This is a genomic window from Kouleothrix sp. 19917, from assembly GCF_057073505.1.
Window position 1 is genome coordinate 1,055,496 of record NZ_CP097099.1, and the last position, 23,728, is coordinate 1,079,223.

The window sequence follows — 23,728 nt, forward strand, 5'->3', positions numbered from 1 at the left end:
GGTCGACCATAAGCTTCTTATGGTGCGTCATAAAAAGCCTGCACAGCGCCCCATGCCTCGTTGTGCGGCAATCGGGGAAGCATAAGAGTAGTGCAATCTCCAGCTTCTAACCCCCTAATCCCTAAACCCCAGCCCCTACACCCCTGCGCGTTCAGCGCAACGAGCATTACGCGCCACGGTAGTACTTTTGGCTTGGCCGTGCTGACCCGTGTGGGTATGTGCTGGTTAGGAACAGAAGGCCATAGCGTTTTGGCGGGCGTTGGGCTATGCTTGCGCCACGTACTGCAAACGTGTGGTACGAAACCACCATAATCACGAAAGGAAACGGCCCAATGACCTACCGACGCAGCACTCTCTTCTCTGCATCGCAGCTCGCTGCAAATCGCGCAATCCTGCGCGCCCTGAAGCTCCTGGCCGATTACAGCCCACCGAACCGCGCGTTCAGCAAAGATGCGCTCCTTGCGATTGATGCTGAGATTAGCGAAGTCGAGCAGCGCGAGTTCGAGCTGGAAACCACGCTCGCCGCGGTGCGGGCCACGCGCAACGACCTGAGCAGCAAGCTGCATGAGGCCGTGCTGGGCGCGAAGGCGGCGGTAATCAGCCAGTATGGGGCGGATTCGGATGCGATTGCGTCGCTGGGCCTGAAGAAGAAGAGCGACTACCGCCGCCCGGGCGTGCGCCGCGCAAAGCCACAGGAGTAGGCGGGCGATAGAGAGCGAAGGCGAGGCTACCGTGTTGCGCGGTAGCCTCGCTTTTTGTGTTGAGTTATTCCAGAAAATCATTTAATGACACAAACCAATTACTGTCCTTTTAGAGCATTAGTACAACGCATCTCAATAAAGTCGTTTGGCGTTACATGTATACAGACCGTAGTGAGCAGTTGATGGTGTATAATTCTGGAGTGGCTGTGTAATTGACCTGGCCGGGCATGAGGGGTGCATTGTAGCCACCATCAAAAGGAAGTACTTTATGCCGCTTAGTTGGAATGAGATTCGCCGCAGGGCTATTGAATTTTCCAAAGAATATCACGACGCCACCCGCGAGAATGCAGAGACTCAATCTTTTTACAATGATTTCTTCAATGTGTTTGGTATTACCCGCCGACGAGTAGCCTCATTTGAAGAGCCAGTTAAAAAGCTGGGAGCAAAGCACGGCCGAATTGATCTCTTCTGGAAAGGCACGCTGCTTGTTGAGCAAAAGTCCGGGGGGCGCGACCTCGACGCTGCTTACTCACAGGCGCTCGACTATTTCCCAAATCTCAAAGAAGAAGAACTTCCCCGTTATATTCTGGTCTCTGATTTTCAGCGATTTGAACTCTATGATCTGGATACAAAGGCGGAACACCGCTTTACCCTTGCCGAGCTGCACAAGAATGTTGAGTTGTTTGGATTTATTGCTGGATACCAGAAGCGAGAGTTTAGAGATCAGGATCCAGTTAATATTGAAGCGTCTGAGCGGATGGGGAAGCTTTATGACGCATTAAAAGAAGAGGGGTATGACGCGCTTCATCTGGAGCTATTTCTGGTTCGCATACTCTTCTGCCTCTTTGCTGATGACACCGGCATTTTTGAGAAAGACACCTTTCGCTTTTACCTGGAAGAGAACACCCGGGAAGATGGCAGCGATACCGGGCCGCGCATCAGCCATCTTTTTCAGGTATTGAATACTCCCCAGGAGCGACGCGGCAAGAACCTCAACGAAGCCCTGGCTCTGTTTCCATATATTAACGGTAGCCTGTTCGCGGATACCTTACCCATACCAGACTTCAACAGCACGATGCGCCAGGCCCTTATTAGCGCGTGCTACTTCAATTGGAGCCAGATTTCACCAGCAATCTTTGGTTCGCTTTTTCAATCTGTTATGGACAAAGAGAAGCGGCGTGGTGTTGGAGCGCACTACACCAGTGAGAAGAACATTCTCAAAATCATCAAGCCCTTATTTCTGGATGAACTGCGCGCCGAGTTTGAGCGGATAAAGCATGATCGTCGGCGGGTGCAGGTATTCCACGACAAGATCGCCAAACTCACCTTTCTTGACCCAGCCTGTGGGTGTGGCAACTTCCTGATTTTAGCCTACCGCGAGTTGCGTCTGCTGGAAATTGAGGTTTTGAAAGTACTCTACCCTGAACAGCTTTTTTTAGATCTGGACTTTTGCAGATTTGCGGCAACAAGCTTCTGAGCATATGATCAGGCGAGCGTTGGTCTACCAGTTGGGAGGCACAGGTGCCAGCAATTGTCGCGATACCACAGGTGGTCGAGGAACTGCTGGTCCAGTTCGCCGACCTGTTTCCAAATGAGCCTTCACGCCGCCACTTTGCCGAATACCTGACCGGGCTGTTTGTAGCGGAGCACAAGACCGTGAGCGGTATCACGCGAGAGTTTGCCGCCCCACCCGACCAATCCACTCTCAATCGATGGTTGACTGAAGCGCCCTGGGATGTCCAGCGCATCAACGCGCACCGGCTCGAATGGCTTCAACAGGACGCTGCAACGCGCTATCGTCACGACGGCGTTATCGCGATCGATAACACTTTGATAGATCATGACGGCAAACTGATAGAGGATGTCGGCTATTTCTGGGACCATGCCGACAAACGCCACCTGATCGCCCACGATTACCTGTTTGCCAACTACGTCAACCCGAGTGGGAAGCATTATCCGCTCGATTTCCGGCGCTTCCGCAAGCGCGAGCAGTGCGACGACGAGCGCCCGTTCAAGAATCACACCGACCTCGCTAAGGAACTGATCGATTGGGTTGTCGCTGAGGACATACCGGGCGACTTCACCTTCGACAGTTACTTCACCAACGCGCCAATTATGAACACCCTCCACGCCAAAGGTCGCAGCTACATCGGTGATTTGAAAGCCAACCGAGTGATTGTAGTCAGCGGGAAGCAGACCAGCGTGACTGAGTGGGTCAAAACGCTCACGCCGCTTGTTCGCACCAAGTTTACGGTCGGCGGTCACACGCAATGGTACTTCACCAAGTCCGTTCGTCTGCCCAATGTCAACCACCCAGTGCGTATTCTGGTGTTGTGGTCAGAAGCAGAAGCTGCGACGCCACGCAAGATCCTGATCAGCAACCGAACCCAGTGGGAAGCTCATCGCATTTTGAAGGTCTACAAAAAGCGCTGGACAGGGACGGAGACCTTTCATCGGGACGGGAAGCAGCATTTGGGCATGGGCGAGTGTCAGCTCAGGGACGGGATGGGCCAGACCAGGCACATGCACCTCGTCGTCCTGGCGTACACGGCTCTGATGCGCCAATTGAAGCATGATCGTGCCTTCGAATGGGCTCACACACGCCTGATGACCATTGGCGAGTCCTGTCGCACCATCGCTCGCGAGACCTTGGGCAAAACGCTTGCTTGGGCCATCGAACAATCGCACCAAGGCATGACTCTGTCCGATATCAAGCTCCGTTTGGCTTTACCCTGAGCTTTCGCCTATTTCTGCAAAACCTTAGTTAGATGTCACAGAGTTCTCGCGTATTAATGTTGATGCTTTCTATGGCATTGAGATTGAGGAATTCCCGGCCCGTATTGCCGAAGTCGCGCTATGGCTGACTGACCATCAGATGAATATGCGCTTGTCTGAAGCTTTCGGCCTGTACTACGTGCGTATTCCCCTGAAGGCATCTGCGCATATCATCCACGGCAATGCATTAAAAATAGATTGGGAAGCTTTAATTTCAAAGACAAAGCTTTCCTATATCTTGGGCAACCCTCCCTATATCGGAAAGCATTACCAAACCAAGGCGCAGAAAAGCGACTTAGTTAATGTTCTCGGTGAATACAAGAATACAGGTGATTTGGACTATATAGCTGGCTGGTTTTACAAGGCAGCAGAATACATCCAAGGTACGGCAATCCCGGTTGCATTTGTAACAACCAATTCAATAACACAAGGCGAACAGGTTTCGCTAATTTGGCCACTTCTCTTTGAGAAGTTCAATGTTAAGATTCATTTTGCCCATCGCACATTTCCGTGGGCGAGCGAAGCAAGAGGAAGAGCGCGAGTTCACGTGGTTATCATTGGTTTTGCGACAGTTGATACAAATACTAAATATCTCTTTGACCAAGGAACAGACGAGGCTCATGTCACAATATCAAAGGTTTCCAATATTAGCCCTTACCTTACAGATGGCCCAGATTTCGTGGTAACCAAAAAACAGAAATCAATCAGCAGTATGCCCGAGATGAGGTGTGGAAGTAAGCCATCTGATGGTGGTAATCTAATACTTTCCCTCGAAGAAAAGAATGCGCTTGTCGGAAAGTATCCCCAAGCTCAGCAGTATATCCGTGATTATATTGGGGCAGAGGAATTTTTGAATGGTACAATGCGTTGGTGTCTTTGGCTTGTTAATGCGTCTCCTTCAGAATTACGAGGTATTCCAGAAATCATGGAAAGAATTGAGAAGGTTCGTGGATTTAGGGAACAAAGTAATGCAAAACCAACCAGGGAAGCAGCTAGATTCTCATCGCGATTCTTCTATATTTCTCAACCGAATACAGATTACCTACTTATACCCGAAGTTTCATCTGAAAAGCGGCATTATATTCCAATTGGCATCATATCTAAAGAGATAATTTGCAGTAATAAAGGTTATATAATTGCTGATAGTAATCTCTATATGCTTGGCGTACTTTCTTCAATCATGCACATGGCTTGGACTCGTCAAGTTGCTGGTCGTCTAGAAAGCCGGTACCAATATTCAGGTACGGTTGTCTACAACACATTCCCTTGGCCACAGCCAACAGAGGCACAAGTGCAAGCAATCGAGAAGGCTGCGCAAGGAATATTAGATGCTCGTGCCTTATTTCCAAGCAGTACACTTGCAGACTTGTACGATCCACTCATCATGCCTCCTGAACTATTGAAGGCACATCAGGTATTGGATAAAGCGGTGGATGCTGCGTATCGTAAACAGGCATTCGATACGGAACGCCAGCGAGTAGAGTATCTTTTTGGGCTGTATCAACAATTGACATCGCCACTCATAAGCGCAATTAGCAAAGATAGTCGCAAACGAAAAGATAAGACTTCTTGAATTGGAGAGATGCAAATAGCAAACGATGCCTTTACTATTCGCATGTTCGTGTAAAATAGCGAACACGAAGGAGCATGCATAGCTCTAGTTGCTTCTGTGAACCAACTGGAGCATCATAAGCTCTGACGAAATCCACCCATCCCCTCAAAAACAAAGGCGCGAAGCCTTGCGACTCGCGCCTTGTAAATGCTATTTCCCCGTTTGGCTTCGCGCAGGATTATGCGCCGGCCGCAATCTCGCGCAGCGCGCTCAGCAAACGCTCAACTTCCTCGCTGGTGTTGTAGTGCGCCAGGCCAATGCGCACCATGCCGCCGCTGTCTTCCACGCCCAGGCGCTCGGTCAGGCTCAGCGCGTAGTAGTTGCCATCCCACACAAAGAAGCCACGCTCGCCCAGCCGCGCCGCAAGCTCGCTCGGCGTGACATTTGCAAGGCGGATCGACACGGTTGGCGTGCGCTGGCCGAAGCGCTCGGGCTCGCGAATGCCATAGAAGGTCAGGCCGGGCACGTCGAGCAAGCCAGCGATCAGCTGCTCGATCAGCACGCGCTCATAGGAACGAATTGCGTCCATCGCAGCGTGCAGAGCCTCGCGGCGCGACGCATTGGCAGCAAGCCCACCAGCGCTGCGGCCAAGCTCGGCAAGGTAATCGATAGCCGCCGCGACACCAGCCAGCCCCTCGTGGTTCTTCGTGCCAGTTTCCCAGCGGTCGGGCGTGGCGTTAGCAGCCGGGCGCACCTTGTAGGGCTGCAAACGCTCCAGGTGTTCGCGCTTGCCATACAGCGCACCCATATGCGGCGCAAAGAACTTATAGGGCGAGCACGCCAGGAAATCGCAATCGAGCGCGCGCACATCGATCGGGCCGTGCGGCGCGTAGTGAACGGCATCCACATAGGCCAGCGCGCCAACCGCATGCGCCATGCGCACCACCTCGGCCACGTCGTTGATTGTGCCGACGGCGTTGGACGCGTAGCCAATCGCCACCAGCCTGGTGTTGGGCGTAATCGCCCGCGCCATGTCGGCCATGTCGAGCGTGCAGTCTTCGACATCGACATCAACGGCGCGCACCGTCACGCCGCGCTCTTCCAGCGCGCGCCACGGGGCCACGTTCGCGTCGTGATCGAGCCGTGTGACGACGATCTCATCGCCGGGGCCAAGCTCGCGGCCGATTGCGCGACTGATCGCAAAGGTCAGCGTGGTCATGTTTGGCCCGAACACAACCTCGTCGGGGTCGCAGCCCAGCAGGTCGGCCATGGCAGCATGTGCGTCGGCAATGGTTGCGTCGGTGCGGGCGCTGGTGGCGAATGCGCCGTGGGTGTTGGCGTTGGCGCTGATCAGGTAGTTGCTGATCGCGTCAATCACGCGCTGGGGCACCTGCGTGCCGCCCGGGCCATCGAAGAACACGGCGGGCTGGCCGTTGACAGTTTGTGCAAGCGCGGGGAACTGCGCGCGAATCCAGCTCAGGTCGAGCGGCGGCATAGGGTGCTCCTTGGCAGTGTGCGTATTGAAAATCCCAAATTCATCCACAGATGACACAGATTGCGCAGAGTATTGACCTCATATCTGCGTCATCTGTGCCATCTGTGGAAAGGTCTCGTTTCCATTCCAGCCTGACCATGGCCCTGGGTTCTTACCCGATCATCTTGCTGGGGTCGTCGGGCGGGGGAACCGGGATGTTGCTCAGGCCAGCAGCCTTAGCGGCCTCCAGGCGGCGGCGCAGATCCCAGAGCTTGGGCAGCTCGGCCTCAAGAAACGCCAGGCGCGGGTGCTCCTCGGGCGTCACTTTCGAGTCCTCGTAGATGGCTTCGCGCTCTTGTTCATACGCGACAATCGTGGTAATGATTTCGTCCAGATCCATGGCGCACCTCGTGGTAATGGAAGATTCGCGCACAGTATAGCGTAGGATGGGGCGATTGCAAATGCGGGCATTGCCGTGCAAACAATCGTGCTGGGAACGTTTACCACCAAGACACCAAGACACCAAGAGCTTCAACAATGCCATAGTACCAAGTTCGGGTAAAGACGTACATTTTGTCATTCTGAGCCCTTCGCTTCGCTCAAGGGTAAACTCCGCGCCAGCGGAGTGAAGAATCTCCTATTCACAGCGACGAGAGATGCTGAGCGCAGCGAAGCATGACAATTCAGAAGTAATCATCCATATTTGGATAACATCTTGGTGCCTTGGTGTCTTGGTGGTTATTCAAAAGGTACTGGCACAAAAAAGCGAGGGCGGTTGTGCCACCCTCGCCTGTATAGCATATTGCGCCTGTGTCAGGGCTTGCCGCCGCCCTCGACGCGCCGGCGCTGCTTGTGGAACTTACTGATCTCCCGGCCAAACGCCTTCGCTTCCTGCTTGCGCGCGTCTTTCACGGTTTGTTGCTTGCCGGTTTGCTTGCGCACGCGCTGGAACTGCGGCTCGTCGGCTTCGTCCCAGCTATCGTCGTCGCGATCGTAGTGATTGTTGCTCATTGGTGAGCGTGTTCCTTTCAATGATGGAAACTGGACAAACGGCGGTGCGAACAGTCGGGGCGGCAATGCCGGCCCGCCCGGCGGCGCCCACCGATAGCGTTGTTGCTTTATCCATTATTCCCTCCCATTGAAATAAATCGCGGCTTCGCGGCTGAGTATAGCAGAAACGCCCGCATCGTCAATCGGCAATTGGGCGGAAGCAGGCCCTCTCAAAGACCGAATTCATCCGCAGATTACGCAGATTAGTGCGCTTTCAGCGCAGGGGTTTAGGGTATAGGGAATAGGGTTTTATGTTGGCAGTGCAGAACCTCTGCTTTGATTTCTGCACCGCTTTCTTGATAATGCAGCAGGTACCGCATATATGTCTCATCTGCGGCTCTCGGTTCTGTGGTTCTGTGGTTCTGTGGTTCTCGCCCTTCGATACGGTCTTCGGCCGGGGCACCCTATGGGTCCAGGACGCGGTTCTGTGGTTCTGTGGTTCTCGATCTGGGCGTATAGCAATACGCCCTTCGCTGGTTCTGCGGTTCTGTCCAACCCCAACCCCCAACCCCTAATCCCTAACCCCCAGGCTAGGCTCGCCCCAGCATCAGGCGCGCAACGCCCCGCCAGTGCGGCGTGATCTTCGCGCCAGCGCGGCGCAGGTGCACCGAGCGCGAACGACGCAGCGCGCGCACGCCGCGCCGGCCCTGCAGCATTGCCAGCCGCAGCGTGCGGTCGCGTGGGCCAAGCAGCCGCCCGCCCAGCACAAAGAATGGCAGGCCAGGGATGAGCGGCAGGATGCAGCCGGCAATGCCCAGCCCAAAGCAGGCGAACGCCAGCGCGCGGCGGATGGTGTGGCGGTGGTTCAGCTGGCGTTGCATAGTCATGTCCTCAGTACGCTCGAAACAATTCCTGCGTGTATCGTAGCCCATGGCGGCGGGCGTGTGGCTTGTGGCGGGCTGAACCCTGCCTGATACAGTGCTCAGGGGCGTATCAGATTATGGCATTGCGCAAACGCGCCTATTGACACGGGACTGTATGATAGATGCAGCGTTTCCCCTCTGCCCAGTTTATTCATACGCCTCGCGCGGCTACCGCAGCGGGCGCAGTTTCCCTGTTGGTGTGCATGTGCATCGTCGCTTCTCGCATCGCCCCTGGGAGCCTGCCCGCATGTGCTACTCGCCGTTTATTGAAGGAGGCCGTATGACTCGGAACATTGCCCTGCTGATCTGCCTGCTGCTTGCCGTTACACTCGTGCCACGCGGCGCGCTTGCCGCCGACACGCGCTTCTCCCCTGGTGCGCCTGGCGTTGGCGACAGCTACTTCCCGCTGGCCGGCAATGGCGGCTACGATGCCCAGCACTACGATCTCGATCTGCGCTACACACCCGCCACCGACGAGCTGGACGGCACAGCGACGATCACCGCGCGCGCCACAAAAAACCTTTCGCGCTTCAACCTCGACTTCGAAGGCATGACCATCCGCTCGCTGAAGGTCGATGGCCGCAGCGCGCGCTGGAGCCGCGACGGCGGCGAGCTTGTGATTACCCCGCCCAAAGGTCTGCGCGAAGGCAGCACCTTTACGGTGGCGGTGCGCTACCGAGGCGTGCCCGCGCCCATTCTCGACAGCCTGGGCATTTCGGGCTTTCTGCACACCGACGATGGCGCAATCATTGCGGGCGAGCCGCGCGTGGCCGCCACCTGGTTCCCGGTGAACGACCACCCCAGCGACAAGGCCTCCTATACGATCACCTTCACCGTGCCACGCGGGCTGGAAGTGATCTCGAACGGCGTGCTGGCCGATCATCGCACGCGCGGCGACTGGACGACCTGGACGTGGGATGCGAAAGAGCCAATGGCTTCGTACCTCGTCACGGCGGCGATTGGCAACTACGAGGTGAACAAATATAGCGCCAATGGCATTCGCTACTGGGACGCAATCGACACCGCGCTGTTCGACCCAGTTGCCGCGCCGCGCACCGGCACGCAGCTCGCGATCTCGCAGGTGGCGAATAGCTCGTACAAGCGGCTGGCCCGCACGATCAGTGTGCCGGCTGGCGGGGCTACGCTCAGCTTCTGGGTCACGCGCGACACCGAGCCGAACTGGGATTATGTGTTTGTCGAGGCGCACACCCCCGGCCAGGACGACTGGACGACCCTGCCCGACACGAATAGTCACACCACGCAGGATACGGGCTTCTCCTGCCCGTCGTGGCTCGAGTATCATCCCTTCCTGGCGCACTACCAGAGCGTTGCTGCCGACGGCAGCTGCGCGCCAGGCGGCAGCAGCGGCGCGTGGTGGGCTGCCTCGGGCAAGAGCAACGGCTACGAGCAGTGGTCGGTTGATCTGGGCGCGTGGGCAGGCAAGGATGTTGAGGTGTCGATCAGCTACGCGAGCGATAATGCCGTGCAGCTGAGCGGCGCATTCGTGGATGATATTGTGGTTTCGGCCGGCGCAGGATCGACCTCGTTCGAGGCCGATGGCGACGTGCTGGATGGCTGGTCGGTGCCCGGTGGCCCGGAAGGCAGCCCGCCGAACGAAAACGACTGGATTGCCGGGACTGTGGCCGACCTGCCGCCGCCAATTGGCGAAACCGTGCGCCGCTCGTTCGCCCGCGAGCCCGAGATCATCGGCTTCCTGTCGGATACCTTTGGCCCCTACCCCTTCTCTGCGGCGGGCGGCATTGTCGATGGGATCGACGGCCTGAGCTTTGCGCTCGAAACCCAGACCCGCCCGATCTACTCCAAGGACTTCTTCCGCGACCCGCTGGGCGGCGATAGTGTGGTGGTGCACGAGCTTTCGCACCAGTGGTTTGGCGATAGTGTGGCGGTGGCGCGCTGGAAGCACATCTGGCTGAACGAGGGCTTTGCAACCTATGCCGAGTGGCTGTGGAGCGAGCACGAGGATCTGGGCAGCGCGCAGGACATTTTCGATTTCTACTACAATGTCATCCCCGCCGATGATCCCTTCTGGAGCGTGGAAATTGGCAACCCCGGCCCCGACAAGCTGTTTGACTTTGCGGTGTATGCGCGCGGCGCAATGACCCTGCACCAGCTGCGCCTGGCGGTTGGCGACGATACCTTCTTCACGATCCTGCGCGAGTGGGCGCGTAAACGCGCAGGCGGCAACGTCTCCACCCGCCAGTTCATTCGCCTGGCCGAGCAGATTTCGGGCCAGCAGCTCGACGATCTGTTCAACACATGGCTGTTCACCACCACCAAGCCCGAGCTGACGCCAGCCGAGCTGGCCCGCGCCGAGAGCGCCCGGCTGCGCGCCGCGCCCGCTACGGCGCTGACGCAGCTTAAGCACCTGCGGCCGGCAACAGCGCGCCGCTAGTCGCGTGAACGCGCAGGGGTACGCGACGCCGGGGGCGTGGCTGGGCGCAAGCCTAACCACGCCCCCGGCTGTTTCTTGGCTTGCGATTTGCAGGTTGCAGGTTCGCAGGTTGCAGGTTACAGGTTCGCAGGTTGCAGGTTCGCAGGTTGCAGGTTTGAAGGTTTGAAGGTTCCGTGTTTCTCGGTTCTGTGGTTCTTGGTTCTTGGTTCCGCGGTTCCGTGGTTCCGTGGTTCTCGGTTCTCGGTTCTCGCTTCCCCAAATCACCTATCGCCTTTTCAGCAAAATTCCGTTATACTGGCCCTACCCAACCGTCCGCAGCTGAGGAGCGACCTGATGTATGTGCGCTGGGTTGTTCGTAAGCACAAAAACGCCGACACGGCGAATGTAACTTTCCACGACGCCTACCTCGTCGAAAGCTACCGCGACGGCGACAATACCCCGCGCCAGCGCACCATCTGCTACCTCGGCAACATCCGCCAGATCGACGACGAATTCCCCACCATCGAGCGCGAGCTGTTTCTGCTGCGCGCCGAGCGCATTCTCGCCAGCACGCCCGCCGTGCCCGCCGACGAGCGCGCCCCAATCATCGCCATGCTGCGCGCCAAAGTGCCCGCCCTCACCGAAGCCGAAGTGGCCGAAGCCTTTCGCAACAACATGCGCTGGTACTATCAGTGGTGGCGCTCGCGTGGCGGCAAGCCCTCGCGCGAAGAGCTGCTGCGCATGCTCGAAAGCTTCGACGAACGGATCGGCCCGCTCTAGCTGTGCTACCATAGGGAATCGTATAGTCAGGTGGGGTGCTTATGATGCGATCATATGTGCGGCCGGCGCAGCTTGGCCCGGCCGGGTGGACAATTGCGGTGTTTGGGGCATTGGCGCTGCTGCTGGGCGCGGTGGGCCTGATCGCGCCGCACGTGCTGCTTGCGCTGCTGGGGTTCGCCGTGGTGCCGGCTGCCCAACGCCCCGCCGGCGACTACACGCTTGTCTTTCTCACGGCTTCGTCAATGGCCTCGGTGAACATGGGCATCTACTACCTGCTGGCCGCATTCACCGGGATGCGCCAGTTTTTTGGTTGGACCGTGCCCTTCCGCATCCTGACCTTCTGTGTGTTTAGCCTGGCGGTAGTGTCGGGCTATGCCCCGCCGCGATTCTTTGGGGTGGGCGCGTGGGAACTGGCGGGCGCGCTGGCCACAGGCGTGGCGCTGGCCTACGAGCAGCGGCGCGGCCAGCCACAGCAGGCGTCGGCACGAGGATAGCGCCCTGCTTAGCAGGCGCGAATTGTGCCAAGCGGGTCGGCAAGCTGCCCAAACCACAGCACCGCATAGCCGTTGAAAACACCTGTGCCCATCGCCTGCCAGTTGCTGCCCGCCCAGATGCCGCGCTCGAGGATCACATCGGCGTGCGGCGGGTCGTCCAGCCACAACGCCACGGCATGCGCTGCGATCTGCGGGTCGCTGGCGGGGCCACTATACGCATTCTCGTAGCCATTCGCGCTGTATGCGCCCGCGCTGATCTCGCGTGGCTTGCTCCACATGCCATTGGCATAGAAATGGTCGCTGGTGTAGCACACGGGCGACCAGATCCCTTTGTTCGACCAGCTGTGCAGGTTGCACGGCATGCCACGCGGGTCGGTGCCGCTGGCGGGGTGGTTGGTGAACATGTCGATCACATGCCACTGCGCAACCGTGCAGAGCGATGTGCTGAGTGGCACTGCTGGCAGGTTGCTGGCGGCGCGGGCCGCATTCACCCGCGCGCCCATGTCGGCCTCGGCGGCGGTGAGGCATGAGCCCGGCGTGGGGTGCCCGGCAACGCCCGACACTTTGCGCGCAACCGGCACAAATACCTTGTAGGTGGCCGCCGTGTTTGCCGCAAGGGCGGTGCCGCCGCCGCCCAGGAGCGTAAGCAGCGCCGCGCGCCGCGAAAGGTTTCTGCTCATACTTCTCTCGGTTGTATCGTGCTGCCTGCGTGCCTGCGTGGCTCAGGTATCTCTTCGGGCGGGTAGGGCAGCGTGAAGCGCACCAGTGCCCCACGCTCGGCGCGCTCGGCCCAGATGCGCCCGCCATGCGCCTCGACGATGCCGCGCGCGATTGCCAGGCCCAGGCCCGCGCCGCCGGTCGCCCGCGAGCGCGACTTCTCGCCGCGATAGAAGCGCTCGAAGATGTAGGGCAGGTCTTCTGGCGCAATGCCCTCGCCGGTGTCGGCAACCTCCACCAGCACGGCGCGGCGGGCGCTGAGTTCAGCCGGCGCGGGGCTTGCCGAAACCGCGACCTGCCCGCCAGCGGGGGTGTGGCGAATGGCGTTGCCAAGCAGGTTGGCCAGCACGCGCCCGATCTTCTGCGGGGCGAGCAGCGTTGGCGCGAGGTCGTTCGCCGCGCTGCCGCTCAGCTGCACGCCCTTGGCGGCGGCCTGTGGGTGCAAGCCATCCACCGCGTCGTCGATCAATTCCGCAACGGAGGTGCGCTGCAAGTCGAGCGTGAGCGCGCCCGCGTCGAGCTGCGCCAGCTCGAACAGATCGTCGATCAAGCCGCTGAGCTGCCCAATCTGCGAGCGCATGGTCGCCAGGTAGCGCGCCGTCGTGGCCGGGTCGTCGACCATGCCATCGGACAGCGCCTCGGTCATCACGCGCAGGGAAGCGAGCGGCGTGCGCAGGTCGTGCGAGATCGCGGCGATCAGGTCGCGGCGGGTGCTTTCCTGGCGGGCGCGCTCGGCTTCTGCGGCGCTAAGCTGCTCGGCCATGCGGTTGAACTGCTCGGCCAGCATGGCCAGCTCATCATTGCCGCCCGCGTCCACGCGCGCGCGCAGATCGCCGTTGGCAATCGCCTGCGCGCCGCGCCCGAGCGCGCTGACGCGGCCAGCCAGCGCGCGCGCCAGCGCATAGCCCAGCGCCAGCGACACCACGGCGGCGAAGAGCATCAGCAGAATCAGCAGCGGCAGGTCGTGATCGCTGGAGATAAACATCAGCCGTGCCGTCAGGAAGATATTCAGGATGGCGACGCCCGTGCCAAGCATGTAGGTGAGCGTGATCTGGAGCCAGAGCTGCACCAGCCCGCGCCGAAACCACAGCAGGGCCAGCACGCCCAAGCCAATCGAAAGCCCGCCCGAGATCGCGAGGTAGAGCGTGAGGTCGGCCATGTCGCGGCCGCGCACGCCCATCCACCCGATGGCGAGCAGCACAGCCAGGCCAAGCGCGGCCAGCAGGCCAAAGCCAAGCGGCGCGAGCGAGCGGCGAAGTTGTATGGTTGGGCTTGTCATATGCTTGTATGAATATGCGTGTATGAAAAGGCGTATCGCATACGCCGCACTGTATACGCCGCACTGTATACGCCGCACTGTATACACCGCACTGTATACGCCGCACTGTATACGCCGCACTGTATACGCCGCACTGTATACGCCGTGCTGTATACGCGGCGCTGCTTACGAAGCCGGCCGTTCGAGCTTGTAGCCAACGCCCCAGATGGTTTGCAGAAACACCGGGTTGGCCGGGTCGGGCTCGATCTTTTCGCGCAGGCGGCGAATGTGCACCGTCACGGTGCCCATGTCGCTGGCGAAGGTATAGCCCCACACCTGGTCGAGCAATTGCTCGCGGGTGAAGACCTGGCCGGGGTTGCGCATCAGGAAGTGCAGCAGATCGAACTCGCGCACGGTCAGGTTGATCGCCTGCCCGTCGAGCATAACCGTGCGCGCCGCCGGGTCGAGCCGCAGGCCGCCAATGGCGAGTGCGCTGGATGGCGGGGCGACTTCGGCGGCGGGGGCAGGCTGGGTGCGGCGCAGCACGGCCTTCACTCGCGCCACCAGCTCGCGCGGGCTAAATGGCTTGGTGACATAATCATCTGCGCCGAGCTCTAGCCCTACTACGCGGTCAGTTTCTTCGCTGCGCGATGTTAACATAATAATTGGAAGTGAACTTTTTGCGCGCAGCTGGCGGGCCACGTCCAAGCCGCTCATACCGGGCAGCATCAGGTCGAGGATGAGCAGGGCGGGCTGCTCGCTCTGGGCGATCTGCACGGCAGACACGCCATCGCCCGCCGTGAGCACGCGAAAGCCCTCGCGCTGAAGGTAGAGCGCCACAACCTCGACAATGGGCGCTTCGTCGTCGACAATCAGGATGGTTTCACCGCTCATGGGCTGGCCTTTGTTGTGCGGGGCGTGGAAGCATGCTGCCATTCTACCCGACCGGGCGGCGCGCGACAAGTATCTTCGCAGTATAGGCATGGCCATGTCAAGGTTGGAATGGGAAGGCGATCTATCCACAGATGACGCAGATGACGCAGATTATAGAATTCAAATCTGTGTAATCTGCGTCATCTGCGGATAAATTTTGGGATTTTGACACAGCCCTATCATCATGCGAGGCAACGCTTACCCCACGCTAACAGCCCGCTTACGAAAGTATAACGCCGGCACTGGCAGGGCATGCGGCAACCACCTACCTATAACACCAGCGTTATGAATTCCATAAAAAATCAATCTTGGACACGCCCAATGAGCTTTGCTACACTATGGGGTATGTGTCGTATGGGCCTCCATAGCATCCGTTGCAGCCGCCCCGGCGCGGCTAGATGGCTGTGCAGCCGGCGTGCATCGCTGCGCGGAGGTTCGACACTGCCGGGCGATTGCGTTATAATGCGCTGCATCACACTTGCACATCTATAACTCGGGCGGTTCCTGGCGCCAGCGGCGCACGGGCATGGGCGGTTTGTTTCCTGGCCTGAAACCGCGCTGAAACTTTGGATACGTAGACTGTTGGCAACGGTTTTTTACGGTTAGAAAGGTTCGCATATGGCTACAGCGCTCACGTTGTACCGCTCCTCGATCGGCAAAAAGGCGATCATGGCGGTTTCCGGCCTGATCGGCATTGGCTTCCTGATCGTTCATGCGTATGGCAATTTGAAGATTTTCTACGGGCCGGAGTACTTCAACGAATATGCTGCTGGCCTGCGCGAGCTGGGCGCGCCGATCTTCGGGCACACCCACCTCCTGTGGATCGCGCGCGTGGTGCTGCTCGGCGCGGTGCTGGCCCACATCTGGTCGGCCTACGAGCTGACGCGGCAGGACCTGGCTGGCCGCCCGCGCAGCAACCGCTACGGCCAGAAGAAAAGCATCGCCGCCACCTATGCCTCGCGCACCATGCGCTGGGGCGGCGTGATCCTGCTGCTGTTCATCATCTTCCACATCATGCACTTCACGCTGGGCCTGGTGGGCTTTGCGAACGGCTACCAGCCCGAGGCCAACGGCCAGTATCACGCCTACGAGAATGTGATCTCGGGCTTCAACTTCTGGCCGGCCACGCTGTTCTACCTTGTGGCGATGGTGCTGCTGGGCCTGCATCTCTACCACGGCTTCTGGAGCGCCTTCCAAACCCTGGGCATCAACAGCTACAAGACCAACACGATTCTGCGCGCGCTGGCGCTGCTGGTGTCGGTGGGGCTGACGATTGGCTTTGTGATTGTGCCGCTGGCGGTGATGTTCGGGATTGTGCAGTAGAACGAGGCCGCGCTTCAGTGCGCTGATGCCCGCCTTGCAGGGAGATAACCATGACCGTTGAGACCAAACCCGATGTGCTGACGCGGCCCGCCACCGAATTTACGGTCGCGCTGAACGCTAAGTCGCCGGAAGGCCCGCTGGAAAAGAAGTGGGACAATGCCAAGTTCCAGTACAAGCTGGTGAACCCCGCCAACAAGCGCAAATACACCGTTCTGGTGGTTGGCTCGGGGCTGGCGGGTGGCTCGGCTGCGGCGACACTGGCCGAGCTGGGCTATAACGTCAAGTGCTTTTGCTACCAGGACAGCCCGCGCCGCGCGCACTCGATCGCCGCGCAGGGCGGCATCAACGCCGCCAAGAACTACCGCAACGACGGCGACAGCATCTACCGCCTGTTTTACGACACGGTCAAGGGCGGCGACTACCGCTCGCGCGAGGCGAATGTCTACCGCCTGGCGCAGATCAGCGTGAATATTATCGACCAGTGCGTGGCGCAGGGCGTGCCGTTTGCGCGCGAGTACGGCGGCCTGCTCGACAATCGCTCGTTCGGCGGCGCGCAGGTGTCGCGCACTTTCTACGCGCGCGGCCAGACCGGCCAGCAGCTGCTGCTTGGCGCCTACCAGGCGCTCAGCCGCCAGATCGGCCTGGGCAAAGTCGCGATGTACTCGCGCCACGAAATGCTTGAGCTGATCACGATTGGCGGGCACGCCAAGGGCATTGTGACGCGCGACATGGTCACGGGCAAGATCGAATCGCACGTGGCCGACGCGGTGGTGCTGGCGACCGGCGGCTATGGCAATGTCTTCTACCTTTCGACCAACGCGAAGGGCTGTAATACCAGCGCGATCTGGCGCGCGCACAAGAAGGGCGCCTTCTTCGCCAACCCGTGCTTCACGCAGATCCACCCGACCTGCATCCCAGTGCATGGCGACTACCAGAGCAAGCTCACGCTGATGTCGGAATCGCTGCGCAACGACGGGCGCATCTGGGTGCCGAAGAAGCAGGGCGATAACCGCGCGCCCGGCCAGATCCCCGAAGCTGAGCGCGACTACTACCTGGAGCGCAAGTACCCGAGCTTTGGCAACCTGGTGCCGCGCGACGTGGCTTCGCGCAATGCCAAAGAAGTGTGCGACGAAGGGCGCGGCGTTGGGCCGGGCGGCCTGGGTGTCTACCTCGACTTTGGCGACGCGATCAAGCGCCTGGGTGCCGACGCGATTCGCGAAAAGTATGGCAACCTGTTCGATATGTACGAGCGCATCACCGCCGAGAACCCGTATGAAGTGCCAATGCGTATCTACCCGGCCATCCACTACACCATGGGCGGCCTGTGGGTCGATTACGACCTGCAAAGCACCATCCCGGGCCTGTTTGTGATCGGCGAGGCCAACTTCTCCGACCATGGCGCGAACCGCCTGGGCGCAAGCGCGCTGATGCAGGGCCTTGCCGACGGCTACTTCATTCTGCCCTACACGATTGGCGATTACCTGGCGCAGCAGAAAGCCGGCGCGTACGACACGAATAATGCTGCCGTTGCTGAAGCCGAGTTCGATGTCAAGCAGCGCAACAAGCGCCTGCTCGGCATCAAGGGCAAGCGCACAGTCGACTCGTTCCACCGCGAGCTGGGCAAGCTGATGTGGGATAAGTGCGGCATGGCGCGCAACGCAGCGGGCTTGCGCGAGGCGCTGGCGAAAATCCCCGAAATTCGCGCCGAGTTCTGGGAAAACGTGAATGTGCCGGGCAGCGCCGATGAGCTGAATCAGGCGCTCGAAAAGGCTGGCCGCGTTTCCGACTTTATGGAGCTGGCCGAGCTGATGTGCCGCGACGCGCTGGAACGCAGCGAATCGTGTGGCGGGCATTTCCGCGAAGAAAGCCAGACGCCCGAAGGCGAGGCGCTGCGCGACGACGAGCATTTCGCGTATGCAGCCGCCTGGCAGTACGACGGCGCCGGCCGCCCGGAGATTGTGAACAAGGAAATGCTGGATTTCGAGTACGTGCACCTGGCCCAGCGAAGCTATAAGTAGATTTACGATTTTAGATTTACGATTTACGATTTGAGCGACCCAATCGTAAATCGCAAATCGTCAATCGTAAATGGAGATAGAAGATGAACCTGACACTACACGTTTGGCGGCAGAAGGACGCTGGCGCCGAGGGGCGATTTGTCGATTACCCGGCGGTCGATATCAGCCCGGATATGTCGTTTCTTGAGATGCTCGATGTCGTGAACGAGGGCTTGATCGAAAACGGCGACGAGCCGATTGCCTTCGACCACGACTGCCGCGAGGGCATTTGCGGCACCTGCGGCATGATGATCAATGGCGTGGCGCACGGCCCGCAGGCGGCCACGACCACCTGCCAGCTGCATATGCGCCACTTCCACGACGGCGACGAGATCACGATCGAGCCGTGGCGCGCAAAAGCCTTCCCCGTGCTGCGCGACCTGGTGGTGGATCGCGGCGCCTTCGACCGGATCATTCAGGCGGGCGGCTTTGTGTCGGTCTCGACCGGCAGCGCGCCCGATGCCAACGCCATCCCGGTGGCGAAAGAAAGCGCCGACCTGGCGATGGATGCAGCTGCGTGCATTGGCTGTGGCGCGTGCGTGGCGGCTTGCCCGAATGCCTCGGCCATGCTGTTCACTGCTGCAAAAGTCTCGCACCTGGGCGTGCTGCCGCAGGGCCAGACCGAGCGCTTCGAGCGCGTGATCAAAATGGTCGATACGATGGACGAAGAAGGCTTCGGCGGCTGCACAAACATTGGCGAGTGCTCGGCGGTCTGCCCGAAAGAGATCAGCATGGACTTCATTGCCCAGATGAATCGCGATCTGCTGCGCGCTTCGCTGTTCAGCGGGCGCAAATCGCGCAACAAGGCGGGCGGCGCGGGCTAAAAACTCTTTCGGCAAAAGAAGAAAAGAAGCGCGGGTGGCATTGCTGCCCGCGCTTTGTTGTGCGAAATACAATACCATTCAAATAGGATTGTTGGGAGCGGTTACCACCAAGACACCAAGACACCAAGGGTGTCAGTACTCTGGAAAATAAATTCCTTTGTACTCAGCTTCCAGGAAGCTCAAGCCAGTTTTCTTTTAATCTGGCAGCCATATGAGCTTCCTGGAAGCTTGCCCGTTGTATGGAATAACGTATTTTCCAGAGTAATCAGGACGTCATGAAATCTTGGAGTCTTCGAGTCTTTGTGGTTATTTGAAAGGTATTGGTGATAGAGGTGTGTTACTCGGCGCGGTTTGCAACGTTTATTGAATAGAGCAATTTTGCGCCGCCTGCGCGCCACTGATTTCAGCCGAAAGGAGCCGCCGCCATGATCCAACCCATGAACCCCGAGGTCTACCAGCTTGGGACGCCCAGCGCAACCTACCAGCCGAGCGCGCGCCGCCAGACAATCGGTAAAATCGCTGGCATCGTGCTGGCAGTGGTGGGCGTGGCAATCGTGTTTCTTGATATGGCGCAGTATCGGCCATCGGGCTTTTTTGTGCTGGGCGGCCTGCTGCTTGCGCTGGGCTTGTGGGCGTTCTGGACGAACCACCGCAACACCGGCATGATGGTGCAGGTCTTCCCCGACGGCCTGGCCTCCACCGCGCGCGGCACCACCGAGATCGTGCGCTGGGATGAGGTCACCGAGGTCTTGCAGCAGGTGACCAAGCACTACACGAATGGCGTCTACACGGGCACCACACACATCTACACCGTGCGGCGCGCCGGCAAGCCCGAGCTGAAGTTCAACGACGCCTTGCAGAATGTCGAGGCGCTGGGCAATACCATTCAGGAGCAAAGCTACAAGCGCCTCCTGCCGCGCGCAATCGAGTCGTACAATGCCGGCGCGGTGCTGCATTTCGGCAAGCTGAGCGTCAGCAAGCAGGGCCTGAGCAATGGCAAGGAAACGCTGGCCTGGCCCGAGGTCAAGGGCGTCAAGCTCGACAAAGGCGTGATTGCAGTGAGCAAAGAAGGCAAGTGGCTCAACTGGGCCAGCGTCACCGTCGCGCAGACGCCCAACATTTTTGTATTCACCGCGCTGGTAGACGCGATTACTGGCATCAAGTAGCGGTTTTTTCCGCGCCAAAGCCCGGTGGCCGGCGCAGGTGGAAGTCGGTGGCCTGCTGGTATGCGCCCGCCGCTGCAAGCAATTTCGCTTCGCCAAACAGCTGCCCGGTGAAGGTGATGCTGGTGGGCTGGCCCGCTGCGGTGAAGCCGTTGGGCAGCACCACTGCCGGGTGGCCGGTCAGGTTCGTGAGCAGCAGGTTGTCTTCATCGAACGACGGCGCGACATACAGGTCGACGCCGCGCAGTTGCGCTTCCAGCGCCTCGAAGGCCAGCGTGCGCAGGCGATTGGCCTGAATGTATTCGACCGCCGGGATGAAACGCGCAGCGCGCAGGCGATTCGGCCAGGCATCTTCGACCTGGCGCACCAGCTCGTCGTCGCGGTTGCTGCGGGTGAGCGTGTCGAATGCCGCCGCCGCCTCGGCCATGAGAATGAAACTCATGGATTGGATGGGAAGGTCTGGCAGCGCGACCGGCACCAGCTCTGCGCCAAGCTGCTCCAGCACGGCCAGCGTGCGCATGTCGTGCTCACGGTTGTCGTAGCTTTCCGCAAAGGCGCGCTCAAGCATGCCGATCCGCACGCCATGGAGGCTCGCGCGTGGCTGCCATGCAAATGGCGCGCTGGCGCTGGTGTCGCGCCCGTCGGGGCCGTGGATGGCGTGAAACACCAGCGCGCAATCCTCCACCGAGCGGCAGATCGGCCCGAGCTTGTCCATGCTCCAGCTCAGCGCCATTGCGCCGGCGCGGCTCACGCGGCCAAACGTTGGGCGCAGGCCCGTCGCTCCGCAGCGCGTCGAAGGCGACACAATCGAACCCCAGGTTTCGCTGCCAATCGTGAAGCCCACCAGCCCAGCCACCACCGCCGACGCCGAGCCCGCCGACGAACCGCTTGAGCCGTCGGCCAGGTTCCACGGGTTGCGTGTCATTTCGCCAAACCAGACATCGCCCCACGCCAGCTCGCCCATGGTGAGCTTGGCAGCCAGCACCGCGCCAGCCGCCTCCAGACGGCGCACCACCTCGGCGTCCTCTTCAGGCACCTGATTGCGATATGGCCCCGCGCCCCAGGTTGTGGGTATCTTTCGCGTTGCCAGCAGGTCTTTCGCGCCCCAGGGAATGCCGTGGAGCGCGCCGCGATCTGTGCCGGCCGCCAGCTCGGCGTCGGCGCGCTGGGCCTGGGCGCGCGCAAGCTCGGCCGTGCGGGTGATCACGCAGTGCAGCGCGGGGTCGTAGCGCTCCAGCCGCGCCAGGTACATGTCGGCCAGCTCAAGCGCGCTGATCTGGCGGTTGCGCAGCAGCACCGCCTGCGTGGCGATCGAGGCGAAGGGCAGCTCGCCTTCGGTGGGGGTTGCAATTGCGGGCAGGGTGGGGCTGGCGGGCGCGGGCGCGCTGATGCTGGGCGGTGCGGGCGGGTGGAAATCAAGCGCGGGCGGCACGCTGTTCGCAATCTCGACCTCGCGCAGGGCGGCGTAGTCGGCATGCTGCTGGGCCAGCGCGGCGCGCATCAGGGCGCATTCTTCCGGGGTGAATGACAGGCCGGCCAGCTGCGCCGCCGCCGCAATCTGCTCGTCGCTGAACTCCATACCCTCCCCTTTCATGCAACAACGAGCCGCCCGGCTCGCTGCTGATTGGTTATGAGTTGTTGCGGGCGCTAGTGAACCACAAGCTCGCCAGCGTCGGCCATGCGCTGCACCTGAATGAGCACATCGCGCTCGCGGTCGAAGCTGGCCAGGCGCAGTGCTTCTTCAAGCGCAAACCACTGCGCATCATCGACCTCGGTTTGCTGGGGCACCAGCGCGCCATCGACATAGCGCATCAGGAAGAAATCGACGTACTTGTGAATGCGTGTCGAGCCGGCGCGAAACCAGTACTCGATCGTCGCCAGATGGCGCTCGACCAGCCCGTTCAGGCCGGTTTCTTCGGCCACCTCGCGAATGGCGGCGGCCTCGGCTGCCTCGCCCCGGCGGACATGCCCCTTCGGCAAGCCCCAGCGCCGCCGCTCGTTGGTCGCGATCAGCGCCACCTCGAAGCCCGCGCCCTGGCTGCGGTAGATCACCCCGCCGGCCGAGTAGGCGGTGCGCCGGTCGCGCGATGAGCCATTGTCGTCGATAGGAAGCTTGCTTGAATGTTCCAACGAAACTCCTGCCTGCCCCGCGCTGCACGGCCACGCTGCCGTGGAGCTGCAAGAGGCGTAGTGGCGGCGGGCTAGGCGCGCTTGGGCAGCCGGCCGGCGCGCATATCCCAGTAATGGTTGACGGAAAAATGAATTCGTTCTTTGGCAGTGGCGGCGTTGTCCCAGCCGATCGGCTCGACGCGCGCGCCTTCCAGGTCTTTATACACCGTAAAGAAGTGCTCGACCTCTTTCAGGTAGTGTGCCGGCAGGTCGGAAAAATCGGACACATCGGTGAAAAAGGGGTCGTAGTGCAGCACGGCCAGCACCTTGTCGTCGGCCTCGCCTTTGTCTTTCATGCGGAACAAGCCGACGGGCCGCGCCTCGACGATGCAGCCGGTGAAAGTGGGCAGATTGGTGACCACCAGCACGTCGAGCGGATCGCCGTCGTCGTAATAGGTCTGGGGGATGAAACCGTAATCGCCGGGGTAGTGAACGGGCGAATACAGCACGCGATCGAGCTTGAAGGCGCCGGTTTGCTTGTGGTACTCGTACTTATTGCGCGAGCCTTTGGGGATTTCGACGATCACGTGTATGACGTCGGGCACGCTGGGGCCGGGTTCCAGATCATGCCACAGGTTCATGCGGTGCGCCTTTCACATACAAAGCCGGCCGCGCGGTGCCGGCCACATCTTCTTCTTAAACTATTATAACATGTTGGCGGCTCCGTGGCTCTATATACAACTGCGATGCTGTATGGTATGCTAATCGCATGCAAGCCCCGGAAATGCTTTACGGATGTTTCACTGCTGAACTGAGAAGAGGACGGTTATGGGCCTTACTGATCGCATGTTGATTGGCGCAATCGCGAACAACCCCGCAGCTTTCGCGGGCACGGGCGAGTATCGCTGCTGCCGCACATGTGAGACGATTTATTTTACGTCGGCCAAGCAGCCCGACACCACGCACGACAGCCATGACTGGTTTGCGCTGCCGGCGCTCAACCCCGATAACAGTAAGGTGCTCGAACGCGCATTTCAGCGCTTTATCAAGCGCTGGACGCCCGAGCGGCAGGATCAGCTTGAGCTGTTTGCCTCGCGCAAGGGCTGGGATATGGCGATGGAGCTGAAGTATGGCGGCGGCGCGCTGGAGGAAAGCGAAGTGGCCGAGTGGCAGGAGATTATCAACGGCCGGCTCGACCAGCTGCTGCGCCAGGCGCGTGATCTGCTGCACAATACTGCGCCAGCCGTGCCCGCCGACGAGTAG

The 23,728-nt window shown here is 60.0% G+C and carries 22 protein-coding genes; 12 read left to right on the forward strand and 10 right to left on the reverse strand.

Going from position 1 to position 23,728, the window contains the following annotated elements; translation table 11 throughout:
* Positions 1-332 precede the first annotated feature (332 nt).
* The 4 genes from M1P90_RS04170 (at position 333) to M1P90_RS04185 (ending at position 5,049) form a co-directional block, all read left to right on the forward strand.
* Positions 333-701, forward strand: a complete 369-nt coding sequence (locus tag M1P90_RS04170) for a hypothetical protein (RefSeq protein ID WP_483701396.1) — start codon at positions 333-335, stop codon at positions 699-701.
* A gap of 268 nt (positions 702-969) precedes the next feature.
* The gene (locus tag M1P90_RS04175) at positions 970-2,178 is read left to right on the forward strand and encodes a type IIL restriction-modification enzyme MmeI (RefSeq protein ID WP_483701397.1); all 1,209 of its coding nucleotides are present in this window, start codon (positions 970-972) and stop codon (positions 2,176-2,178) included.
* Between the two features lie 44 nt (positions 2,179-2,222).
* On the forward strand, positions 2,223-3,437 hold the full coding sequence (locus M1P90_RS04180) for an IS701 family transposase (protein ID WP_483696970.1): 1,215 nt from the start codon (positions 2,223-2,225) through the stop codon (positions 3,435-3,437).
* A 52-nt stretch (positions 3,438-3,489) separates the two neighbouring features.
* Entirely contained in the window at positions 3,490-5,049 is a 1,560-nt protein-coding gene (locus M1P90_RS04185) for a class I SAM-dependent DNA methyltransferase (RefSeq protein WP_483704600.1), read from the forward strand.
* A gap of 217 nt (positions 5,050-5,266) precedes the next feature.
* On the opposite strand, the gene M1P90_RS04190 is transcribed toward M1P90_RS04185, so the two are convergent.
* From M1P90_RS04190 to M1P90_RS04205, 4 genes are all read right to left on the reverse strand, one after another.
* The gene (locus tag M1P90_RS04190) at positions 5,267-6,523 is read right to left on the reverse strand and encodes a cysteine desulfurase-like protein (protein WP_483701398.1); all 1,257 of its coding nucleotides are present in this window, start codon (positions 6,521-6,523) and stop codon (positions 5,267-5,269) included.
* Between the two features lie 151 nt (positions 6,524-6,674).
* Positions 6,675-6,902, reverse strand: coding sequence for a DUF2630 family protein (locus tag M1P90_RS04195; protein ID WP_483701399.1), 228 nt, complete (start codon positions 6,900-6,902; stop codon positions 6,675-6,677).
* A 413-nt stretch (positions 6,903-7,315) separates the two neighbouring features.
* Positions 7,316-7,513 (reverse strand): hypothetical protein, encoded by a 198-nt coding sequence (locus M1P90_RS04200; RefSeq protein WP_483701400.1) that lies wholly within the window; start codon positions 7,511-7,513, stop codon positions 7,316-7,318.
* A 569-nt stretch (positions 7,514-8,082) separates the two neighbouring features.
* On the reverse strand, positions 8,083-8,373 hold the full coding sequence (locus M1P90_RS04205) for a hypothetical protein (protein ID WP_483701401.1): 291 nt from the start codon (positions 8,371-8,373) through the stop codon (positions 8,083-8,085).
* A 322-nt stretch (positions 8,374-8,695) separates the two neighbouring features.
* Here M1P90_RS04205 and M1P90_RS04210 point away from each other — a divergent pair, with 322 nt between their 5' ends.
* From M1P90_RS04210 to M1P90_RS04220, 3 genes are all read left to right on the forward strand, one after another.
* Positions 8,696-10,828 carry a M1 family metallopeptidase gene (locus tag M1P90_RS04210; RefSeq protein ID WP_483701402.1) on the forward strand — a complete coding sequence of 711 codons (2,133 nt, stop codon included), beginning with the start codon at positions 8,696-8,698 and terminating at the stop codon, positions 10,826-10,828.
* 333 nt (positions 10,829-11,161) lie between these two features.
* The gene (locus tag M1P90_RS04215; RefSeq protein ID WP_483701403.1) at positions 11,162-11,587 is read left to right on the forward strand and encodes a hypothetical protein; all 426 of its coding nucleotides are present in this window, start codon (positions 11,162-11,164) and stop codon (positions 11,585-11,587) included.
* A gap of 41 nt (positions 11,588-11,628) precedes the next feature.
* Positions 11,629-12,081 (forward strand): hypothetical protein, encoded by a 453-nt coding sequence (locus M1P90_RS04220; protein WP_483701404.1) that lies wholly within the window; start codon positions 11,629-11,631, stop codon positions 12,079-12,081.
* Between the two features lie 8 nt (positions 12,082-12,089).
* Here M1P90_RS04220 and M1P90_RS04225 read toward each other — a convergent pair whose 3' ends face one another.
* The 3 genes from M1P90_RS04225 to M1P90_RS04235 all read right to left on the reverse strand — a co-directional run bounded on the left by M1P90_RS04225 (position 12,090) and on the right by M1P90_RS04235 (position 14,950).
* Positions 12,090-12,761 carry a CAP domain-containing protein gene (locus tag M1P90_RS04225; RefSeq protein WP_483701405.1) on the reverse strand — a complete coding sequence of 224 codons (672 nt, stop codon included), beginning with the start codon at positions 12,759-12,761 and terminating at the stop codon, positions 12,090-12,092.
* Entirely contained in the window at positions 12,758-14,077 is a 1,320-nt protein-coding gene (locus M1P90_RS04230; RefSeq protein ID WP_483701406.1) for a sensor histidine kinase, read from the reverse strand. The genes M1P90_RS04225 and M1P90_RS04230 overlap by 4 nt, the downstream gene beginning before the upstream one ends.
* 165 nt (positions 14,078-14,242) lie before the next feature.
* Positions 14,243-14,950, reverse strand: a complete 708-nt coding sequence (locus tag M1P90_RS04235; protein WP_483701407.1) for a response regulator — start codon at positions 14,948-14,950, stop codon at positions 14,243-14,245.
* Positions 14,951-15,607: 657 nt separating this feature from the next.
* Here M1P90_RS04235 and M1P90_RS04240 point away from each other — a divergent pair.
* From M1P90_RS04240 to M1P90_RS04255, 4 genes are all read left to right on the forward strand, one after another.
* Positions 15,608-16,312: a succinate dehydrogenase cytochrome b subunit gene (locus M1P90_RS04240; protein WP_483701408.1), complete on the forward strand. Its 705-nt coding sequence runs from the start codon at positions 15,608-15,610 to the stop codon at positions 16,310-16,312.
* A gap of 50 nt (positions 16,313-16,362) precedes the next feature.
* Positions 16,363-18,330, forward strand: coding sequence for a fumarate reductase/succinate dehydrogenase flavoprotein subunit (locus M1P90_RS04245; protein WP_483701409.1), 1,968 nt, complete (start codon positions 16,363-16,365; stop codon positions 18,328-18,330).
* 83 nt (positions 18,331-18,413) lie between these two features.
* On the forward strand, positions 18,414-19,193 hold the full coding sequence (locus tag M1P90_RS04250; protein ID WP_483701410.1) for a succinate dehydrogenase/fumarate reductase iron-sulfur subunit: 780 nt from the start codon (positions 18,414-18,416) through the stop codon (positions 19,191-19,193).
* Positions 19,194-19,618: 425 nt separating this feature from the next.
* Positions 19,619-20,359, forward strand: a complete 741-nt coding sequence (locus M1P90_RS04255) for a DUF6585 family protein (protein WP_483701411.1) — start codon at positions 19,619-19,621, stop codon at positions 20,357-20,359.
* Here the strand turns inward: M1P90_RS04255 and M1P90_RS04260 are convergent.
* From M1P90_RS04260 to M1P90_RS04270, 3 genes are all read right to left on the reverse strand, one after another.
* Complete coding sequence (locus M1P90_RS04260) at positions 20,352-21,935, reverse strand: amidase (RefSeq protein ID WP_483701412.1); 1,584 nt, start codon at positions 21,933-21,935, stop codon at positions 20,352-20,354. The genes M1P90_RS04255 and M1P90_RS04260 overlap by 8 nt on opposite strands.
* Positions 21,936-22,003: 68 nt before the next feature.
* The gene (locus tag M1P90_RS04265; protein WP_483701413.1) at positions 22,004-22,486 is read right to left on the reverse strand and encodes an NUDIX hydrolase; all 483 of its coding nucleotides are present in this window, start codon (positions 22,484-22,486) and stop codon (positions 22,004-22,006) included.
* A 71-nt stretch (positions 22,487-22,557) separates the two neighbouring features.
* On the reverse strand, positions 22,558-23,106 hold the full coding sequence (locus M1P90_RS04270) for an inorganic diphosphatase (protein ID WP_483701414.1): 549 nt from the start codon (positions 23,104-23,106) through the stop codon (positions 22,558-22,560).
* 187 nt (positions 23,107-23,293) lie between these two features.
* On the opposite strand from M1P90_RS04270, the gene M1P90_RS04275 reads away from it, so the two are divergent.
* Complete coding sequence (locus M1P90_RS04275; RefSeq protein WP_483701415.1) at positions 23,294-23,728, forward strand: hypothetical protein; 435 nt, start codon at positions 23,294-23,296, stop codon at positions 23,726-23,728.

Excerpts from the sequence above, each read along its gene's own strand:
- M1P90_RS04215 (WP_483701403.1), top strand. The coding sequence starts at position 11,162 with ATGTATGTGCGCTGGGTTGTTCGTAAGCACAAAAACGCCGACACGGCG.
- M1P90_RS04230 (WP_483701406.1), bottom strand. The coding sequence starts at position 14,077 with ATGACAAGCCCAACCATACAACTTCGCCGCTCGCTCGCGCCGCTTGGC.
- M1P90_RS04195 (WP_483701399.1), bottom strand. The coding sequence starts at position 6,902 with ATGGATCTGGACGAAATCATTACCACGATTGTCGCGTATGAACAAGAG.
- M1P90_RS04205 (WP_483701401.1), bottom strand. The coding sequence starts at position 8,373 with ATGCAACGCCAGCTGAACCACCGCCACACCATCCGCCGCGCGCTGGCG.
- M1P90_RS04250 (WP_483701410.1), top strand. The coding sequence starts at position 18,414 with ATGAACCTGACACTACACGTTTGGCGGCAGAAGGACGCTGGCGCCGAG.
- M1P90_RS04240 (WP_483701408.1), top strand. The coding sequence starts at position 15,608 with ATGGCTACAGCGCTCACGTTGTACCGCTCCTCGATCGGCAAAAAGGCG.
- M1P90_RS04270 (WP_483701414.1), bottom strand. The coding sequence starts at position 23,106 with ATGAACCTGTGGCATGATCTGGAACCCGGCCCCAGCGTGCCCGACGTC.
- M1P90_RS04225 (WP_483701405.1), bottom strand. The coding sequence starts at position 12,761 with ATGAGCAGAAACCTTTCGCGGCGCGCGGCGCTGCTTACGCTCCTGGGC.
- M1P90_RS04220 (WP_483701404.1), top strand. The coding sequence starts at position 11,629 with ATGATGCGATCATATGTGCGGCCGGCGCAGCTTGGCCCGGCCGGGTGG.
- M1P90_RS04175 (WP_483701397.1), top strand. The coding sequence starts at position 970 with ATGCCGCTTAGTTGGAATGAGATTCGCCGCAGGGCTATTGAATTTTCC.
- M1P90_RS04235 (WP_483701407.1), bottom strand. The coding sequence starts at position 14,950 with ATGAGCGGTGAAACCATCCTGATTGTCGACGACGAAGCGCCCATTGTC.
- M1P90_RS04275 (WP_483701415.1), top strand. The coding sequence starts at position 23,294 with ATGGGCCTTACTGATCGCATGTTGATTGGCGCAATCGCGAACAACCCC.
- M1P90_RS04170 (WP_483701396.1), top strand. The coding sequence starts at position 333 with ATGACCTACCGACGCAGCACTCTCTTCTCTGCATCGCAGCTCGCTGCA.
- M1P90_RS04210 (WP_483701402.1), top strand. The coding sequence starts at position 8,696 with ATGACTCGGAACATTGCCCTGCTGATCTGCCTGCTGCTTGCCGTTACA.
- M1P90_RS04260 (WP_483701412.1), bottom strand. The coding sequence starts at position 21,935 with ATGGAGTTCAGCGACGAGCAGATTGCGGCGGCGGCGCAGCTGGCCGGC.
- M1P90_RS04255 (WP_483701411.1), top strand. The coding sequence starts at position 19,619 with ATGATCCAACCCATGAACCCCGAGGTCTACCAGCTTGGGACGCCCAGC.
- M1P90_RS04190 (WP_483701398.1), bottom strand. The coding sequence starts at position 6,523 with ATGCCGCCGCTCGACCTGAGCTGGATTCGCGCGCAGTTCCCCGCGCTT.
- M1P90_RS04245 (WP_483701409.1), top strand. The coding sequence starts at position 16,363 with ATGACCGTTGAGACCAAACCCGATGTGCTGACGCGGCCCGCCACCGAA.
- M1P90_RS04200 (WP_483701400.1), bottom strand. The coding sequence starts at position 7,513 with ATGAGCAACAATCACTACGATCGCGACGACGATAGCTGGGACGAAGCC.